This is a genomic window from Stenotrophomonas sp. Ste86, from assembly GCF_024519465.1.
Taxonomy (GTDB): domain Bacteria; phylum Pseudomonadota; class Gammaproteobacteria; order Xanthomonadales; family Xanthomonadaceae; genus Stenotrophomonas.
Genome location: NZ_JALJRW010000004.1, coordinates 60,872 through 79,455 on the forward strand (window position 1 = coordinate 60,872; position 18,584 = coordinate 79,455).

Here is an 18,584-nt window from a genome sequence, read left to right on the forward strand (position 1 = left end):
ACGGAGGCTGTGGCATGCTCGGCCGATGCTGCGATCCATCTCCCTGCCCGCCTGTGTGTTGTTGCTCTGCACGGTGGCTGCGTGCCGCCCTGCCCCTGCGCCGGCGCCTCCCCTCAGCGACGCGGCCATCGCGGTACGCGATGCATTGCCGGAGGATCGGTTCCGCGGCCAACTCGGCGGCGCGCCCGTGGAACTGCTGGCGCGGGACTGCAAGGTGTTCGGGGTCGCGCGCGGGCCTGGCCAGGACGTCACCTTGACCGAAGTGCTGGCGCCGGAGCCCTATCCGTTCTTTACCGGCTGCGAGCGGCAGTCGCTGCGCGAAGAGGACGGTGCAGTGATTGCGGTGCTGGGTCGCCGTGCGTTCGGTGCGGGCGGCTGCTGCGCCACGGGCGGCACCTGGCGGACGCGCAATGGACAGACCTGGGAGAAGATCAGCGGGCAGGCGATTCCGTAGCGCGTTTGCGTTTCCGGACACCGGGTGGAATGCAGCCACGCATGCCGTGGCTCTACCGGGCCGTCCGCCGCGTCGGCGCGTTTCAGGGCGTGCTGGCGGCCGGGGTGCCCGGCGACGGGGCGAACTGCAGGCGCGTCCACACCCCGTAGTGGTCCGATGCCCAGCGCCCTTCGGCGTAGGGCTGGTCGAACAGGATCTTCGCTTCGCGGGCGAGCAGCCGGTCCTGCTGGAAGAAAATGTGGTCGATGCGCGACGGCGCCTGGTAATAGTGCCGGTTGAGCGTACTGACCTGGGCCAGTTCGTTGTTGACGTGCACGCTGCCGAAGCTGTCGCCGTACTGGTTGCGCAGCGCGCTCAGGTCGCCGGCATCCACCAGCGCGTTGAAGTCGCCGGCGATCACCACCGGGGCATCACCGGCGGTACCGGCAATGAAGGTGAGCAGATCGGCGACCTGTTCGGCACGGATGCGGCTGCCGGTTTCGTCCGAGCGTTCGTTGAGATGGGTGGCGTAGACATTCACCGGCCTGCCGTCCACGTCGATGCGCAGATGCGCGACGGTGCGGTAGTCGCCCCGCGGCGCGAGCAGATGGTCGTTGCGCGCCAGCACCTTGCGCCGGGTCAGCAGCGCGTTGCCATAGCGCTTGAAGCGCCCCGGCGGATCGGTGGACACGAACTGGTAGTCGTAGCCGAGCCGACGTGCCAGCCACGCGGCCTGGTTGCGCACGTTCGGCTTCTGGATCACTTCCTGCAGCGCGATCGCATCGGGGCGCAGCGCCTGCAGCTCGCGCAGGATCACCTTGCGCCGCGCCGGCCAGTTTTCCCGGTCGTGATGCAGGTTGAAGGTGACCATGCTCATGCCCGGCCCGGCGCTGGCCGCCGTACCCGGCGCCGTCGTGACCGCCGCAACCGGTGTCGGCTCGGCCGCGTGCACGACGCCGCTGAGCAGGCACGCCACGGCCAGGGCATGGACAAACGCACAGCGCGCGCGTGCAGTGAAAGCAGACGTCCGCATTACTGTGCCTTGCGTTCTGCGCGACGTACCGAAGACGGCACGTCGATCTCGACCTTGGCCGGCACCTGGGTGATGCGCAGCTCGCCATTCAACCACTGTGCCGGTTCGCCGTTGACCAGGGTGTCGCCCGGTTCGCCACTGTACGGCCAGCGCAGGATGACCCCGCCCTGCGGCGGCACCACGCCGGCCGCGACCTCCAGCACCAGCTGCTTGTCGCTACGGCTCAATGCGTAGCTGAGCTGCCCGTTCGGCGTACGCAGGCCTTTGATCGCCACGCCTTTGCCATCCAGCCAGCGCGACGGCACGCCGGCGGCGAGCACCAGGCTGTCGTCGACATCACGGTTGTAGGCGAACATGTCCAGCGCCGAGCGCACGAAGTCCGAGGCCACCCAGGCATGCGGCAGGTCGCCGACGAAGAACGGCTTGCGCGGTGTATGCGAGACCACTTCGGCCCACTGGTTCCAGGCCTGCGGCGCGCGGTCCTTGAAGAAGAACTCGGTGGCCTGCCAGGCGCGGTCGCGCCAGCCCAGGCGCACGAACGCGGCCACGTTGCGCCACTCGTAGGGGGTGTAGTCCTTCCACTCGCGCTTGCCGTCGCGGCGTTCCACGAACTGCGTCCAGTACCGCTCGAAGGTGTTGTCCAGGTACGGCTGTGGCAGGCGCCCCTGTTCGCCACCCGGGGCCAGCGCGATGGTGGTCGAGGTGGCGTCGAAATCGCCCAGCTCGGCCGAACCGGGCAGGTAGTCGATCTTGTGCTGGGCCACCGCCGCCTGCAGCGAGGCCGCGAGGTCGTCACGGAACTGGTCGCGCGAGGCGCTGATCTGCATGGCCTCGGCCTTGCCCAGCGTGCTGGCGATGATCGCCGCATCCTTGTAGCCGCGCAGCGCCCAGAAATTGTCCCAGTACGAATGCATCGGCTTGGCCGAGTAGCCTTCGTGGCTGATCGACACCGGCATCATCCCGTAAAAGGCCGGGTTGCGCGCGCGGTTCTCCTCGGTGCGCTCGCTCAGGCGCAGCTGCTCCATGTAACCGTAGGCGCCCTGCACGTGCGGCCACATCGCCTCCAGGAAGGTGCTGTCGCCGGTATAGCGCCAGTACTCGGCAATGTTGAAGATCAGCTCGCCATGGCTGTCGTTCTCCGGCACCGGATCGCTGCCGCGCGGATCCACGCAGCACGGCACCTTGCCGTTGTCGAACTGATGCGGCGCATACCAGCTGACGTACTCGCGCACCGCATCGCTGCGGCCCATGCGCAGCAGGCCTTCGGAAATCATCGCGCCGTCGCGGATCCAGCTGCGCGAATACGACCGCGTGCCCGGCTGGATGCTCGGGCCGATCCGCGAGATCAGCATGTGCGCCAGCGCGGTGCGCAGGGTGTCGGCCAGCGGCTTGCCGGCGGCGGGCACCTGCAGGGTCACCTGGTCCAGCTTGGTGCGCCACATCGAGGCCACGGTCTGCTGCGCCTTGGCCGCGTCGAAGTCCTTGGGCATGGTCCACGCGCCGGTCTGCGGCAGCACCAGCGCGACCTCGCGGCTCTGGCCCGGTTCCAGCTTCCAGCGGTACACCAGTGCGCCGGAGGCCAGGCCGGTGGGATCGCGGACCTCGGTGGTGGTCGGCAGCTTGCCGCTGGCCAGGTGCACCACGTCCAGCTTGCTGTCGAAGGTGGTGGCGAAGGTGGCGTCCGGCGCCTGCGCCGGGTACACGCGCGGGGTGCCGTTGACCTCGACGTCGCTGGCCTCCACCGACAGGTTGTCGATGCGGCTGAAGCCGCCGACGGTGTTGAGGAACTGGGTGGGCGGATTGACCTGCCACGGGCGTACGGCCAGTGCCAGGGTGTATTCGTGGGCGACCTTGTCCGGGTTGCGCAGGGTGTAGCGACCGACCAGCTGCGCCTTGTCGGGGGTGCCCTGCACGAAGCCGGTGACCTGCAGCGCGGCCTTGTCGTGGCTCCAGTCGACGCTGGCGATGGGCAGGTAATCGTCCTGCAGCGACTGCCTGCTGGTCACATCGGCCCAGCTCAGCAGCTTCTTGCCGTCCACCAGCACGAACGGCTCGACGCTGAAGCTGGCCTTGGCCACTTCCAGCGCGCCGTCTTCGCCGATCAACGCCTGTTCGCGGCCACCATCCAGGCCCAGCAGCGTCCAGTACGGCTGTTCGCCGCTGAAACCGCGCGGCACCGAACCGCGTGGCAGGTCGGCACCGACCGAGCGGATGAAGTCATTGGGGGTGTCGGCGAAATCCAGCGGCTTGAGGCTGATATCGCGGATGCCGTAGCGCCAGCTCGGGCCGCCCTTGAGGTCGAAACGCAGGTAGCGCGCCTCGGTATCGGGCAGCGCCAGCCAGTCGCGGTCACCACCGCCACCGACCACCTCGCGCACTTCCTTCCAGCTACGGCCATCCTGCGAGGTACGCACCACGTACCGGGTGGCTTCCAGCCCCGGCAGCCACTGGATCACCGCACCGCCGAACTCGCGCACCTTGTGCAGGTCCAGGCTGATGGTCTGCTCGGCCACGCCGCCGCTGATCCACACCGTGTCCGGTTTGCCGTCGGCGATGCGGCTCTGCAGTGCGGTGGCGGTGTCGGCGATCACCGACGGCGTCAACGCCGAGGTATCCATCGGCGGCAGGCCCTGCAGGGTCAAGCGGTCGAAGCACACCGTGCCCTTGCCGCCCACCTTGCTGTAAATCGTGAATTCGATCGCGGCGCTGCGGGCGAGCGTGGTTTCCTTGGACGGCCCCCAGGCCTTCTCGATCTGGCGCGCGCGGTACTGCACGCTGCTCCACGCCTTGGGGAAGGTGTAACCGGGCCGGTTGACCCACCACACGTTGTCACCGCTGGCGTCGATCAGCTTGAACTGCAGGTCGTTGGACGGGGAGTCGCCGCGCAGCTGCAGGCCGAACTGGTAGTTGGCCGGGTACTCGATGCCCAGCTCGCGGCGGATGCCGACGTAGCCGGAAACGTCGTGAAAATCGTAGTCCACGCACAGCGCGCGCCCGCCGCCACTGCCGACCACGCTGCGCAGCGAACCGCTGACCTGGTCGGACACCACCAGTTTCCACGGACTCATGTCGTCGAAGCTGTCCAGCACCTTCGGTGCCGGCAACGCTGCCGGCGCGGCGGCCGGGGCCGCCATCGACCACATCAGCCCAAGACCCAGACCCACCGCGACGACGGCATGTTTCACCCTTTGACACTCCCCAGCAGCAGACCTTGGATGTAGTAACGCTGCAATGCCAGGAACAGCAGCAGCACCGGCACCACCGTGACCACCGCACCGGCCATCATCATCTCCACGTCCATGATGTGTTCGCGCGACAGGGTGGCCAGGGCGACTGGCAGAGTGTAGTGCTCCTGGTCGGTCAGCACGATCAACGGCCACATGAAATCGTTCCAGGCGCCCATGAAGGTGAAGATCGACAGCGTTACCAGCACCGGCTTGAGCATCGGCAGCACGATCTGGAAGAAGATGCGCATCTCCCCTGCCCCGTCCATGCGCGCCGCTTCCAGCAGCTCATCGGGGATCGAGCGTGCGTACTGGCGCACCAGGAAGATGCCGAACACGCTGGCCAACGCCGGCACGACCACGCCGCCGAAGCTGTTGACCAGGCCCAGCTGCTTCATCAGCAGGAACAGCGGCAGCATCGCCACCTGCGCCGGAATCACCAGCGCCGCCAGCAGCACCTGGAAGATGCGCTCGCGGCCGGCGAAACGCAGCTTGGCGAACGCATAGCCGGCCATGGTGTTGAGCAGCAGCGAGCCCAGCGTGATCGCCAGCGACACGCCCAGGCTGTTGATGAAGTTGTTGCCCATGCCGGTGCGCGCGAACAACTCGTGGTAGTTCGCGGTGGTCAACGAGGACGGCAGCAGCGGCGGCGGGAAATGCGCCGCCTCGCCAGTGGGCATGAACGACACCGACAGCATCCACAGCAACGGCGCCAGGCTGACCAGCGCCAGCACGGTCAGGCCGCCATTGATCCACCATGCATGCCAGCGCGACTGGCCGATTTCACGACTCATACCAACTGCCTCTTGCGGCCGAAACGCAGCATGACGCTGGTGACGGCCAGGATGATCAGGAACAGCAGGAACGCCACCGCGGAGGCACGCCCCAGGTTCCACCACTTGAAGCCTTCTTCGAACATGAAATACAGCACGCTGACGGTGCTCTGCAGTGGGTCGCCGCGGGTCATCACGTAGGGCTCGGCGAACAGCTGGAAGTAGCCGGACACGGTAATCACCCCGACCACCAGCAGCACCGGGCCGAGCATCGGCAGGGTGATGTGCAGGAACTGCTTCCAGCGCGAGGCGCCGTCGATGCGCGCGGCCTCGTACAGGTCATGCGGGATCGCCTGCAGGCCGGCCAGGAAGATCACCATGTTGTAGCCGAAGTTCTTCCACACCGCGAACAGCATGATGGTCGGCATGGCCCAGTTGGGATCGCCCAGCCAGTCGATCGGGCTGATCCCGAGGTGGCCCAGGCCGTAGTTCACCAGGCCGTAGCTGGTATGGAACAGGTAGCGCCAGATCACCGCCACCGCCACCAGCGTGGTCACCACCGGGGCGAACAGCGCGGTGCGGAACAGCGCCTTGAAGCGCGCGGCCGGGGCGTTGAGCAGGATCGCCGCACCCAGCGACACCGCGATCGACATCGGCACGCCGACGATCACGAAGTAGGTGGTGTTCCACAGCGACTTCCAGAACATCGGGGTCTGCAGCAGGTCGATGTAGTTGCCCAGCCCGACGAAGCGCAGGTTGCCCCCGTCGGCCAGGGAGTACAGGTCGAAGTCGGTGATGCTCAGTGCCAGCGCCGAGAACACCGGGAGGCCGAAGAACACGCCGATGACCAGGATGGCCGGGCCGGCGAACATCCAGCCGGCGAGCGAACGCTGCTTCATTGCACCGCCCCCACTGCGCTGGAATGCACGCCGGTACCGGCGGCCTTTTCCTGCGCATCGCGTTCATGCATCCAACGGCGCTTGGCGAGGACCTTGTCCACGCGCTTGTCCAGTTCCTTCACTGCCACATCCTGGTCGAGGCCACCACGCACCACCTGTTCGGTGATGATCCGCATTTCCTGCACGATCCGCTCCCACTCCAGCACCTTCGGCGTGGGCTTGACGCGTTCCAGCTGGTCGCGGAACGGCTGCGCCAGCGGGTCATTGGCCAGCGAGGGGTATTCCCAGGTGCTGCGCCGCGGCGGCAGGTCGCCGATGATGGAATGGAAACGTTCCTGGATCGCCGGGCGCGACAGGAATTCGATCAGCTTCCACGACGCTTCCTTCTGCTGCGAGGAGCGGAAGATCACCAGGCTGGTGCCACCGGCGATGCCTGCGCCCGGGCCGTCCGGACCCGGCAGTGCGGCGGTGCCCCACTTGCCTTCCAGTTCCTTGGGCTGCAGCTTCTTGAACTCGCGGATATTCCACGGGCCGGACAGGTAGAACACGTTGAAGCCGCGGAAGAACTCATCCCACACGTTGGAGATCTGCGTCTCGGACATGCGCGGTGCCCAGCCCTGGGCGAACATGTTTTCGTAGAAGCCCAACGTCTTGCGGAAGCCCGGGCTGCTGAAATTGCCGCGGGTGTCGTCATCGCGCAGCAGCGGGTCGGGCTGCTGCAGGGCGAAGGACAGCTGCTGCTCGAACTCGTTGATCGGCATCAGCACCGCATAGCGCTTGGGCCCCTGCATCTTCTTGATGGCCGCCATCATCTCGTTCCACTCCGCCCAGGTGCGCGGGGGGTGGTCGTAGCCGGCCTGGGCCAGCAGGTCCTTGCGGTAGTACAGCAGGCGCGTATCGACATACCACGGCACCCCGACCAGCTCGTCATGCACGACGTTGGTGTCCCAGATGCCCTGGAAGTAGTCGGCCGGATCCACCACCTTGGACTGGGCCACGTACGGCTGCAGCGGCACCAATGTGTTGAGCTCGGCGAACTCGGGGATCCAGGTGTTGCCGAGCTGGCACACGTCCGGCAGCCCGTCGGCGGCGAAGGCGGTCAACAGCTTCTCGTGCGCGGCCGTCCATGGGATGTTCTGCACATCGACGTGGATACCGGGATTTTCCGCTTCGAACTCGCTGATCAGGCCGCTGACCACCTCGGCCTCGCGGCCCATCGCCCAGAAGCGCACGGTGACCCCTTCAGGCTCCTTGCGACAGCCACCCAGCAACACGCTGCCGACCAGCAGCAGCAACAGACTCAGACCCAGCGTGGGGCGCGACGACAATGGCACTGCTTACTTCCCCTGCTGCTGGTTGCGGTTCGTATTGGAACTGTTCTTCTGTTCCTGGGCCGCTGCCGCGCGCGATTCGGCGATGCCGACCGAGCGCGCCGAGGCCGCTTTTTCATCTTTCTGCAGTTCCATCGGCTGGTCCTCGCCTTCGGGGGTCAACCAGCCACCGCTGAAGCCGGCCCGTTCCAGGCCCTTGCGGATGTGCACGTTCTTCTTCATCACGTCCCAGACGAAATCGTTCCGGTAGTTGGCGATCATGGTCAGGATCGGGCCCTGGTCGATGCCGATGTAGTCACTGGCCACCCAGCCGCGGTCGGGCACCAGCCGACCGGTCTTGATCGGGATGTCGTAGTTGAAGCTGGGGTTGAACGAATCCAGGAACCCGTAGCTGGAATAGATGTAGTCGCCGTAGCGCTTGTGCATTTCCAGCGTGGCCGGGATCACTTCTTCCGGGGCGAACACCACCGAGGCGATGGCCGCGGTCGGGGCGATCGTGCCGTCGTCGAAGTTTTCGCGCAGGCCGGCGCCGCGCGAGGAGTAATGGCGGAACTGACGCTGCTCGCCGCGGTACTCCTGGGTGGTGTTCTGCGGACCATCGCTGGCGGTCAGGCCCCACACGTTTTCGCCGTAGTCCTTCCAGTTCATCGGATTGGCGATGGCGTACTCGCGCTGGGCCAGCGCGGCCGAGCGGCTGTTGAGGAAGTAGGTGCTGCCGCGCTCGCGCATGTAGGCATCCTGGATGTCACGGAAGTCCACCCACACATGCGTGTACTGATGGCCGAACAACGGCCCGAAGGACAGGTATTCCTGGCCCTGGTAGACGCCCCAGTCGTTGTCGTAGGTGCGCGTCCACACCGTCCAGGCATCCGGGCTGACCGGATGGGTCGGCGAGCCGAGCGCGAGGATGTAGACCATCATCGCCTCGTTGTAGCCCATCCAGTCGTGGTCGATGAAGCCGCTCTCGGGGAACCAGCCCATCGAGATCAGCGGCGCGCGCTGCTGCAGCCACGGCCAGTCCACGCGCTTGTACAGGGTCTCGGCGATGTCGCGGATTTCCTTCTCGCGTGAATCGTCACCGGTGTAATACGACTGGGCAAACAGCACGCCCATCATCAGCAGCGCGGTGTCCACGCTGGAGAGCTCCACCCAACTGTCGTAGCGCGCGCCCTTCTGCATGTCCAGGAAGTGGTAGTAGAAGCCCTTGTAGCCGCCCTTGCCGGTGCGCTGCGGCCCCATCGGCAGGTCGCGGAAGAACTTCAGCGTCAGCAGGGTGCGGTCCACGGCCTGGGTACGGCTGACCCAGCCGTTCTCCACGCCGATCGGATAGGCGGTAAGCGCGTAACCGACCGAGGCGATGCTGGCGAACGGACGCGAGGGATAGCGGTCCGGGCTGAGGCCATTGACTTCGTTGGTGGTGTCCCAGAAGAACTGGAACGTGCGGCGCTCGATATCGTCAAACAGCGGCGGCAGCTCGGGCTTCATCGGGCGCGGCGGCACGTCAGCCTCGACCAGGATGACCGGCGGCTTCGGCTTTTCGGGCTTGTCCGGCGCCTGCTTCTGGCAACCGGCGATGGCCACGGAGAGCAACGCCAGCGACACCATCCGAGATGCATTCATCGACCACCACCTTTTGCGCATGTTCGTGCTGCAGAGCATAGCCTCAACCAAGCTGAAATCGTTTACAGATCACGATCAAAAAAAATCCGCCAGAGCGGACCGTCTGCGTACCGACCCACGGTCGGCACCTACCGCACACGCGCTTGCCCATCCGTGGACGGCAAGCGCCTGTACAGTCCCGCCGACCGGCCCAAGCCGGCCGACGGTACTGCCCGGCACCGTCCCAGGGACGATGCCGGGTATTGCAGGAATCAGAAGCGGAAGCCGACTTCCGCCTTGACCTGGCGCGGCGTACCGACGATATCGCCGGTCTCGTTGTAGCTGGCCAGCAACTTGCCGTTGGACTTGGTGTAGTTGTAGTTGGAGAAGTTGTCGAAGTTGAAGACGTTGATGATGTCGATACGCGCATACAGCTCGGTATCGCCCGGCATCTTGAACGTCTTGGTGGCCTGCAGGTCGACCGAACGGTAGCCGAAGATCTTGCCACCGAGCAGGAACTTGCCGTTGCCATTGGGCACCGCGGCGCCCGGGGTCGGCAGGTCGAAGCCGGTCGACTGGGTGACCGGGTACCAGTCGTTCACCGCGGTCGGGGTGGCCAGGGTGATCTTGCCGCCGAAGGTGATGTCCCAGAAGCCGGCATACGAACCGGTGAGCACCAGGCGGTGACGCGGTGCGCCGTTGGAGCGGATGGTCGGGTAGTCCTCGATCAGGCCACGGTCGAACGCGTACTTCTCATTGATGTCGCGGTTGTGGCGTGCGGTGGTCCAGGTGTAGGCGATGGAGGTGCCCCAGCCGCTTTCCTTGGTGAACGGCTTCTGTGCCGACAGCAGCACCTGCGTTGCGCGCGTCTTGATGCCCTGCTGGCCGATGATCAGGCTGCCGAAGCCCGGCACGTTGCAGCTCCAGGCCTGGCTCAGGCCCGGGTCGGTGCCACCGCACAGGCGCGGGTCATCGAAGAACTGGCCGGTCGGGTAGCGGTTGCCCAGGGTGAAGGCGAAGCCGTCGTAGCTCAGCGTGCGGGAGATGGTGGCATCGGTCAGCCAGTCACCGACCTGGTTGCTCATGCCCAGGCTGAACTGGTCGGAGTACGGCACCTTCAGGTTGTTGTTCAGCAGATCCACTTCCAGGCCGGCATTGCTGGTCGAACCGACCAGCGACTGCAGGTTGCCGATACCGTTGAGCAGGTTCGGGTTCCAGTCATAGCAGGCAGCCTGGCCGTTGAGGCAGCTGCCGGTGGCCGGGTTGCGGAAGTAGACGGTCGGCTGCGGCAGGGCCAGCTTGGTGGTTTCCAGCTGCAGGTTGTCGAACAGGTCGCGGTCATACGAACGACCGGCACCACCGTGGATCACGTGCTGCTCGTCGGCGTTGATGTCATACGAGAAGCCCAGGCGCGGCTGCCAGGCATCCTTGAACGCCTTGCGGTTGTGGCCGTTGCTGATGTAGTTGCTGATGTCCAGCCCGCCCAGCGCCAGCGTATCGGCGAAGGTCTGGCCAGCGGCAGCGCGCGGGTCCTGCGAGTAGATCGCATCGACCACGGCCTGCGGGGTCACGAAGTCCAGGTAGGCCGGGGTCTTTTCGTAGTCCCAGCGCAGGCCGATGTTCAGCTGCAGGTGGTCGTTGACCTGCCAGTCGTCCTGGATGAACAGGCCGATCTGCTTGGACTTCGAACGCACTTCGCCGGACACGCCCGTTACGCCGTTCACCGGCTTGACGAACTGCGCCTTGTACGGGATGTCGGACGGGAAGTCCGGATCACCCAGCGAGTAGGTGAACTGCGGATTGATCTGCGCCGCATCGGAGGCGTACAGGTCGATCTGCTTGTACTTGGCGCCCATCTTGATGGTGTGGTCACCGGCCCACTGGATGCCATCCAGGGTCAGGTTGTCCTCAATCGCCCAGCCCTTCTGGCCTTTCACCTGCGAATCCAGCGCCGAGGCGCCACCGATCTTCACCAGGGTACGGTCTTCGGTGCCATCCGGCGCGGTATAGGTGAAGCCGTTGCCCAGGGTCAGCGGGGTCGGGTTGTTGAACGAATCTTCATGGGTGAGCATCATTTCGTTGTAGTAACGCTCGCCGCTGTGGTTCCAGCGCAACGCGTAACGACGGTCGGTGTTCACCACTTCACGGCCGGCTTCCGGCGCGGTCTGACCACTGAACTGCTGCTGGGTCTCGTCGCGGTCCTGGAAGCTCAGCTCGATGCGATCGTTGTCGGTCGGCTCGAAGTCGATCTTGGCGAAGATCAGGTCCTGCTCGAACGGCTGGCTGGCCGGGCCGAGGCCGGCGGCGGCGTCTGCCGGCAGCAGGCCGACGCGGTTGGTGACCGAGCCTTCCGGCGCGATGGTGACCGGCAGGTCGAAGCGCTTGGCTTCATAGGTCACGAAGAAGTGGGCCTTGTCCTGGATGATCGGGCCACCCAATGCAAAACCATATTCCTTCTCGGCCGACGCCTCCTTGGTCTGGCCAGCCTGACGCTCGGCCGGGGTCTTGGCGCGCATGTCTTCGTTGGTGTAACGGTAGAAGGTTTCACCCTTGAACTCGTTGGTACCGGACTTGGTCGCCGCGGTCACGGCCGCGCTGGACACCTGGCCATACTCGGCCTTGTAGTTGCCGCTGATGACCTTGTATTCGCCGATGGCCAGCTGCGGGAACGGGTTGCCGGCGCTGCCGGACTGGCCGGCCACGCCGCCGCCCTTGACGTAGCTCTTCTGGCCCACGCCGTCGATGTAGACGTTGGTGCCGTCGGCATTGGTGGCACCGCCGCGCAGCGAGGTGTTGCCCTTGGCATCACGGGTGAAGATCAAGCCCGGGACCGCGTCGGCGAATTCCAGGAAGTTGCGCGACACCTGCGGGGTGGTCTGGATCTGCTGCAGGCTCACCGTCTTGCCCACTTCGGAGGTACGCACTTCCTGCAGCAGGGTCGGTGCAACGACGTTGACCGTGTCCAGGTTGGTGGCGTTGGCGGTGCTGCCGTTGGCCGGCGCGCCGCCGAAGTTCAGGGTCGCGGTCGAGGCCACGGTCACCGTCACCTTCTGGGTCTGGCCATTGGCCACGACGTCGTAGGTGCCCGGATCCAGGCCCATCAGCGAGTAGCTGCCGTCGGCGCGGGTGGTCGCGCGACGCACGGTGCCGCTGGCCAGGTTGGTCGCGGTCACTTCGGTGCCGGCGTCGGCCTGGGCAACCTGACCGCGCAGCGAGGAGGTGGCCGACTGCGCCATCAGGCTCGGGGCGGCGCCCAGCATCAGGCAGGTGACCAAGGCGCTCGTCAGCAGGCTGCGAGCCGGCGTGCGATTGCGGTGATTGGAATACGTCATGTAAATCTCCGGGTGGTGGTGGCCGTCTTTGCGGCCCCTGTCGTTTTTTTATTACGTGGTTTTAATGCGCCACGACCAACGGTCGTGACCTACGGCTCGTTTCTGGGCTTGCTTGAGTCACGCACGATCAGGCTCGGTACAAGCGTCTGCTTGTCGCCGGCCGCTTCCGTGTTGTTGCTGTCCATCAACTGCAACAGACGCGTCATCGCCTTATCGCCGAGGTCGGCGATACTCACCTGCATCGTGGTCAACGATGGGTGAACGAAACGCGCCAGCGGAATGTCATCGAAGCCCGCCAGGGCGACATCGGCCGGTACCCGCACGCCTGCCTGCGCGAACGCATACAGACACCCCAGCGCCATCATGTCGTTGGCGGCGAACACCGCATCGGGCAGCGCACCGGCTGCCAGCAACTCCTGTCCGGCGCGATGGCCGGAGGCTTCGTCAAAGTCACCGGGCAACTCGATGCCTGCCGCATCCGCGCCGAAGGCGGACAACGCATCGCGGAAACCGCGCAGGCGTTCGCGGGCATCGAAGTTGAGATCCGGACCAGAAATGAACGCGATGCGGCGGTGGCCGACATCGAGCAGATGGCGGGTCATCGCCATCGCGCCGGCATGGTCATCGATGCTCAGCACCGGATGATCCTGCTCGGGCAGATAGGTGTTGATCAGCACCGTCGGCAGCGACTGCGGCAGGTTGTCGGTCAGGAACCCGGGGCTTTCCGCGTACGGGGACAGCACCAGCAAGCCGTCGACCCGGCCACGCATCGCGCGCAGCGCCGCACCCTGCTGCTCCTGGTCGCCGTGGTAGCTGGACACCAGCAGGTGCTGGCGACGCTCACGGGCGACCCCGTCGATGCCACGCATCAACTCGGAGAAGAACTCGCCGTACAGGTCCGGCAGGACCACGCCAATGGTGTTGGTGCGCCGGCTGCTCAGGCTGCGGGCCGCCGCATGCGGGGTATAGCGCAGACGCGCAGCCACCTCCAGCACCAGCTTGCGCACCGGTTCGGCGACATTTTCGTGTCCATTGAGCGCACGCGAGACCGTGGCCACGGAGACCCGGGCTTCGCGGGCTACATCTTTGATTGTGATGGCTGCCTTGTTCACTTCGCCGCCCTCCACGGCTTAGAGATCTGGGGCTTGGCGCGGAATGTAAGCGTTTTCAATCCTGAATGTAAACACTACGTTAGGCCAATGTCGTACGGCGGTAACGCAAACCTGTCCTTGGCGGTCCCTCAGGGGACTCGCCAGGACAAGGCAGGACAAGGGTTTCAGCGGTTTTTGGCCGGGGCCTCGGCACGGATGGACAGCGCATGGATATCGGTGTCCATCATGCTGCCCAAAGCGGCATAGACGGCCCGGTGGCGCGCAAGTGGCAGCGTGCCCTCGAAGGCGGCGCTGACCACATGCACGTTGAAATGGCCGCGACCGTCGCGCGCGCCCTCATGCCCGGCATGGCGGTGGCTGTCGTCCTCCACTTCCAGCAGCTCCGGGTCCAGCGCCTGCTGCAGGGCCGCGCGGATGCGCTCGACCCGGTTCACGGCAGCACCTTGCGGAACGGGCGCACCTGCACGCGGGTGTAGACCCCGGCGGCCACGTACGGATCGGCATCGGCCCAGGCCCGGGCCAGCGCGAGCGAGCCGAATTCGGCGATCACCACGCTGCCGCTGAAGCCGGCCGGGCCCGGGTCCTCGCTGTCGATGGCCGGGCACGGCCCGGCCAGCAGCAGGCGGCCCTCATCACGCAGGGCGGTCAAACGGGCCAGATGCGCCTCGCGCACCGACATGCGGGCGGCCAGCACATCGGCGCCGTCATAGCCTTCAATCACATACCACACAGGCAACTCCAGGGTTCAGCTAAACGAACCCGGCGATTCTAGCCCGCCTCGCTGGACACTGCGGGCCTGAACCCGTACTCTTGGGTCCATTGCACGTGGCTGGACGCAGCAGCCCCGTCGGCACAAGGCTTCACTGCCACCCGACGACCGACCCGCTGCCCCACACCAGCACACGTAGACGACCTCCTTGTAGTTCTGTCGCTGCCCATCGCGGCGCGCCTTTGTGTTCGAAGTGTGGAACCGCGCCGACCCAGGCGTGTCATGGCCAGCCATCGTACCGCCCGGAATGCTCCGGCTGCGGGCACGGCGCGGCGACCGGTCCGTTGCAATACAGACGTCAACTTGATGACCTCCGAACTCGCGCTCGACGCGAACCCGCAAACCCGGCCGACCGCCCCACAGCAGCAGGAAATGCCGCTGGCTGTAGTGCATGGTCAACCGGTCCTGCAGATTCCGCAGGACCTGTACATCCCGCCGGATGCGCTGGAAGTCATCCTGGATGCGTTCGAAGGTCCGCTGGACCTGCTGCTGTACCTGATCCGCCGGCAGAACCTGGACATCCTGGACATCCCGGTGGCCGAGATCACCCGGCAGTACGTCGAGTACATCAACGTCATGCAGGAGCTGCGCTTCGAACTGGCGGCCGAGTACCTGGTGATGGCGGCGATCCTGGCCGAAGTGAAGTCGCGGATGCTGCTGCCGCGGCCGCCCAGCATCGAGGGCGAGGAAGCCGATCCGCGCGCCGAGCTGGTGCGGCGGCTGCAGGAGTACGAACGTTTCAAGCAGGCAGCCGAGGACATCGACAGCCTGCCCCGCCAGGACCGCGACACCAGCCTGGCCCATGCCTTCGTCCCCGACCGGGCTGCGGTGAAGCTGCCGCCGCCGGTGGACCTGAAGGAAATGCTGGTGGCGTTGTACGACGTGCTCAAGCGCGCCGAGCTGTTCACCGGCCACGCGATCAAGCGCGAGGCCCTGAGTGTCCGCCAGCGCATGGGCGATGTGCTGGGCCGGCTGGAAGATGGCCGGTTCTACCGTTTTGAATCGCTGTTCACCGCCGAAGAAGGCAAGCTGGGGGTGCTGGTCACCTTCCTGGCCCTGCTCGAACTGGCCAAGGAACAGCTGCTGGACATCGTCCAGGAAGCACCGCTGGCGCCGATCTACGTCAAATCCCTGGCCGCCGGCAACACCAACGAACCGCTGCAGTTCAACAGCGAGTTCGACGACGCCGACGCCGCCAACGCATCCGACTGAGCACCCGACCCACGCATGGATCAACCGCTGATCAACCGTATCGTCGAAGGCGCGCTGCTGGCGTCCAGCCAGCCGCTGACCCTGGCGCAGCTGCAGGGCCTGTTCCCCGAAGAGGAACCGGCACCGCCGGGCAGCATCGAACGCGCGCTGGAACTGCTGCGCGAGGCCTGCGCCGATCGCGGCGTGGAGCTGGTCGAGGTGGCCTCCGGCTTCCGCTTCCAGGTCACCAACGAGGTCCACGGCTACATCAGCCGGTTGTGGACCGAGCGCAAGACCCGCTACACCCGTGCCACCCTGGAAACGCTGGCGCTGATCGCCTATCGCCAGCCGATCACCCGCGGCGAGATCGAGCAGGTGCGCGGTGTGGCGGTGAGCAGCAACATCATCCAGGCCCTGGAAGAGCGCGAATGGATCCGCGTGATCGGCCACCGCGACGTGCCCGGCAAGCCGGCGCTGTTCGGCACCACCAAAGGCTTCCTGGATTACTTCGGGCTCAAGCGCCTGGACGAGCTGCCGCCGCTGTCCGAGCTGCGCGACCTGGGCGAACTGGAACCGCAGCTGCCGCTGGACAACGACGGCCAGCCCGCCGGTCGCCTGGCCGCCGGCGCAGCCACCCCGGAGGGCACGCTGGACGCCGACGCGGCCAATGACGACACCGGCCTGCCACTGGCAGGTGAAGAAGAATCGCAGGACAATTCACCCGTCGGCGCGCAGATCCCCGCCCCCGACGTTGCTGCAGAAACAGATACCGAATTCAACGCGCCGTTGTCGCCCCGCGACGACGACGCTGGAATGACCGCCCCTGATGGCGAACCCGATACCGCGCCGGGAGAGCGCGCGGCGCCCCAGAACGAAACCGAAAACAACGCCGTCGCGAAGACGACCGTGGCTGTTGACGAAGCCGATCCCGAACCAGAGGCCGACGCACCCGTCGCCGGCCGGAGCCAAGTAAATGAGTGACACCCCCCGCAAGCCGTCTTTGAACAAGCTTTCGCTCAAGCGCGAAACCGCCACCGACCAGCCCAAGCTGGAAGAACGCCTGCACAAGGTGCTGGCCCAGGCCGGCCTCGGTTCGCGCCGCGCGCTGGAACAGCGCATCGCCGATGGCCTGGTCAAGGTCAACGGTGAAGTTGCGCAGACCGGCCAGTCGATCAAGAGCGGCGACAAGGTCGAGCTGGACGGCCGTGGCTTCGTGGCCACCGCGCTGACCGAAACCTCGCGCGTGCTGGCCTACAACAAGCCCGAAGGCGAAGTGACCACCCGCGAAGACCCCGAAGGTCGCCCGACCGTGTTCGAAGCGCTGCCTGCCCTCAAGGGCGCGCGCTGGATCGCGATCGGCCGCCTGGACATCAACACCACCGGCCTGCTGTTGGCAACCACCGACGGTGAGCTGGCCAACGCGATGATGCACCCCTCCTACGAGGTCGAGCGCGAGTACGTCGTACGCGTGCGTGCACCGGAAGGCGAAGAGAAGGTGCCGGACAACATCGTCGACCGCCTCGCCCGTGGCGTGGCCCTGGAAGACGGCCCGGCCAAGTTCGACGAGATCGAACGCATCGGCGGCACCGATTCACACGACTGGTTCCGCGTGGTCGTCAAGGAAGGCCGCAACCGCGAAGTGCGCCGCCTGTGGGAATCGCAGGGCTGCCAGGTCAGCCGCCTCAAGCGCACCCGCTACGGCAAGGTCAGCCTGCCGCGCGAACTGCTGCGCGGCCAGTCGGTCGAACTGCCGGCCAAGCAGGTCGAGGCGCTGCGCGCCGAACTGAAGCTGGAAGAAGGCGCGCCGTCGGCGCTGACCCTGCAGCCGGTGATCGGCCAGCGTCGCGCGGCCAAGACCACCGTGCGCGTGTCGCGCGATGGTGCCCGCAGCAATGCCTACGTCAACGGCCACAACTCGGCCGATGAAGGCCGCGAACTGCGTCGTTTCGACAACGTGCGCGAAGAGCGCGGCCGTGGTCGCGGTGGCAAGGGCGGCGGCTTCAAGGGTGGCCTGACGGTCAGCGGCGAAGCGGCGGCCAAGCAGTCGCAGCGTCCGTTCAAGGCGCGCCCGGACAAGGGCAACCGGGCACTTCCCGAAGGCAATCCGGCCGCGTTCCGCAGCTGGTATGTGCCCGACGGCGTGAGCACCGGTCCGAGCGGTCACCGCAATGCCGGCCCGGGCGCAGCCCGCGGTCCCGGCGCACGTGGTCCGGGTGCCGGCGCGGGTGCCGGCGGCCAGGGTCGCCCGTACGGCAAGCCGAAGGGTCCCGGCGGCGCAGGCGGCCCGGGGCGCGGCAGCTATGGCGGCGGCGCTGAAGGCCGTGGTGGCTACGGCGGCGGCGGTGGCGGTGGTTACGGCGGCGAGAATCGCGGCGGCGAAAGCCGTGGCGGCTACGGCGGCCAGGGTCGTCCGGCCGGCGCAGGCGCCGGTGGCAACCGGGGTGGCCAGGGCGGCCAGGGTCCGTCGCGTCACCCCTACGGGCATCCGGGCAATGCCCCGAGCTTCCCGTCCGACCACGCCAATCCGGGCGTCAGCCCCTACGGCAGCGCGCGTCCGGCCGGTAATCGCGGTCCCGGTGGCCCGGGTGGTCCCGGTGGCAACCGCGGTCCGGGGGGTCCGGGCAGCCGGGGCCCGGGTGGCGCCAGTGCACGCGGCCCCGGTGGTCCGGGTGGCAATCGTGGGCCGGGCGGTCCGGGCGGCAACCGTGGGCCGGGCGGTCCCGGTGGTCGCGGTCCCGGCGGCCCGGGCGGTCGTCCCGGCGGCAGCCGGGGTCCGGGCGGCGGCGGTCACCGTGGCGGCGGCCCGCGCGGCGGCTGATCACTGATACGCTGAGATCAAAAAACCCCGGCTTCGGCCGGGGTTTTTTATGGGGCTACGCCGCCGAAAC

General features: G+C 66.6%; 14 protein-coding genes. 4 read left to right on the plus strand and 10 right to left on the minus strand.

Going from position 1 to position 18,584, the window contains the following annotated elements; genetic code table 11:
• Positions 1-25: 25 nt before the first annotated feature.
• A complete protein-coding gene (locus NR101_RS05520; RefSeq protein WP_256775587.1) occupies positions 26-454 on the plus strand; it encodes a hypothetical protein in 429 nt (142 codons plus the stop codon).
• An 82-nt stretch (positions 455-536) separates the two neighbouring features.
• On the opposite strand, the gene NR101_RS05525 is transcribed toward NR101_RS05520, so the two are convergent.
• From NR101_RS05525 to NR101_RS05570, 10 genes are all read right to left on the minus strand, one after another.
• Positions 537-1,466, minus strand: a complete 930-nt coding sequence (locus NR101_RS05525) for an endonuclease/exonuclease/phosphatase family protein (protein ID WP_256775588.1) — start codon at positions 1,464-1,466, stop codon at positions 537-539.
• Entirely contained in the window at positions 1,466-4,600 is a 3,135-nt protein-coding gene (locus NR101_RS05530) for a discoidin domain-containing protein (protein ID WP_256775639.1), read from the minus strand. Before NR101_RS05530 ends, NR101_RS05525 begins: the two co-directional genes overlap by 1 nt.
• A gap of 47 nt (positions 4,601-4,647) precedes the next feature.
• Entirely contained in the window at positions 4,648-5,484 is an 837-nt protein-coding gene (locus tag NR101_RS05535) for a carbohydrate ABC transporter permease (protein WP_256775589.1), read from the minus strand.
• Positions 5,481-6,362, minus strand: coding sequence for a sugar ABC transporter permease (locus NR101_RS05540; protein ID WP_256775590.1), 882 nt, complete (start codon positions 6,360-6,362; stop codon positions 5,481-5,483). Before NR101_RS05540 ends, NR101_RS05535 begins: the two co-directional genes overlap by 4 nt.
• Positions 6,359-7,672 (minus strand): sugar ABC transporter substrate-binding protein, encoded by a 1,314-nt coding sequence (locus NR101_RS05545; RefSeq protein ID WP_256775640.1) that lies wholly within the window; start codon positions 7,670-7,672, stop codon positions 6,359-6,361. Before NR101_RS05545 ends, NR101_RS05540 begins: the two co-directional genes overlap by 4 nt.
• A gap of 27 nt (positions 7,673-7,699) precedes the next feature.
• On the minus strand, positions 7,700-9,313 hold the full coding sequence (locus NR101_RS05550) for a glucoamylase family protein (protein WP_256775591.1): 1,614 nt from the start codon (positions 9,311-9,313) through the stop codon (positions 7,700-7,702).
• 251 nt (positions 9,314-9,564) lie between these two features.
• A complete protein-coding gene (locus NR101_RS05555; protein ID WP_256775592.1) occupies positions 9,565-12,624 on the minus strand; it encodes a TonB-dependent receptor in 3,060 nt (1,019 codons plus the stop codon).
• Between the two features lie 89 nt (positions 12,625-12,713).
• The gene (locus NR101_RS05560) at positions 12,714-13,751 is read right to left on the minus strand and encodes a LacI family DNA-binding transcriptional regulator (RefSeq protein ID WP_256775593.1); all 1,038 of its coding nucleotides are present in this window, start codon (positions 13,749-13,751) and stop codon (positions 12,714-12,716) included.
• Positions 13,752-13,900: 149 nt separating this feature from the next.
• Positions 13,901-14,170, minus strand: a complete 270-nt coding sequence (locus tag NR101_RS05565) for a BolA family protein (RefSeq protein WP_256775594.1) — start codon at positions 14,168-14,170, stop codon at positions 13,901-13,903.
• Positions 14,167-14,466 (minus strand): YciI family protein, encoded by a 300-nt coding sequence (locus NR101_RS05570; protein ID WP_256775595.1) that lies wholly within the window; start codon positions 14,464-14,466, stop codon positions 14,167-14,169. The genes NR101_RS05565 and NR101_RS05570 overlap by 4 nt, the downstream gene beginning before the upstream one ends.
• A 345-nt stretch (positions 14,467-14,811) precedes the next feature.
• Between NR101_RS05570 and NR101_RS05575 the strand changes: the two genes are divergently transcribed.
• Genes NR101_RS05575 through NR101_RS05585 form a run of 3 tightly spaced genes read left to right on the plus strand, consistent with a single transcriptional unit; the run spans position 14,812 to position 18,514 of the window.
• Complete coding sequence (locus NR101_RS05575; protein WP_256775596.1) at positions 14,812-15,717, plus strand: ScpA family protein; 906 nt, start codon at positions 14,812-14,814, stop codon at positions 15,715-15,717.
• Between the two features lie 15 nt (positions 15,718-15,732).
• Positions 15,733-16,677: an SMC-Scp complex subunit ScpB gene (gene scpB / locus NR101_RS05580; protein ID WP_256775597.1), complete on the plus strand. Its 945-nt coding sequence runs from the start codon at positions 15,733-15,735 to the stop codon at positions 16,675-16,677.
• Entirely contained in the window at positions 16,670-18,514 is a 1,845-nt protein-coding gene (locus NR101_RS05585; protein WP_256775598.1) for a pseudouridine synthase, read from the plus strand. Before scpB ends, NR101_RS05585 begins: the two co-directional genes overlap by 8 nt.
• Positions 18,515-18,584: the final 70 nt, after the last annotated feature.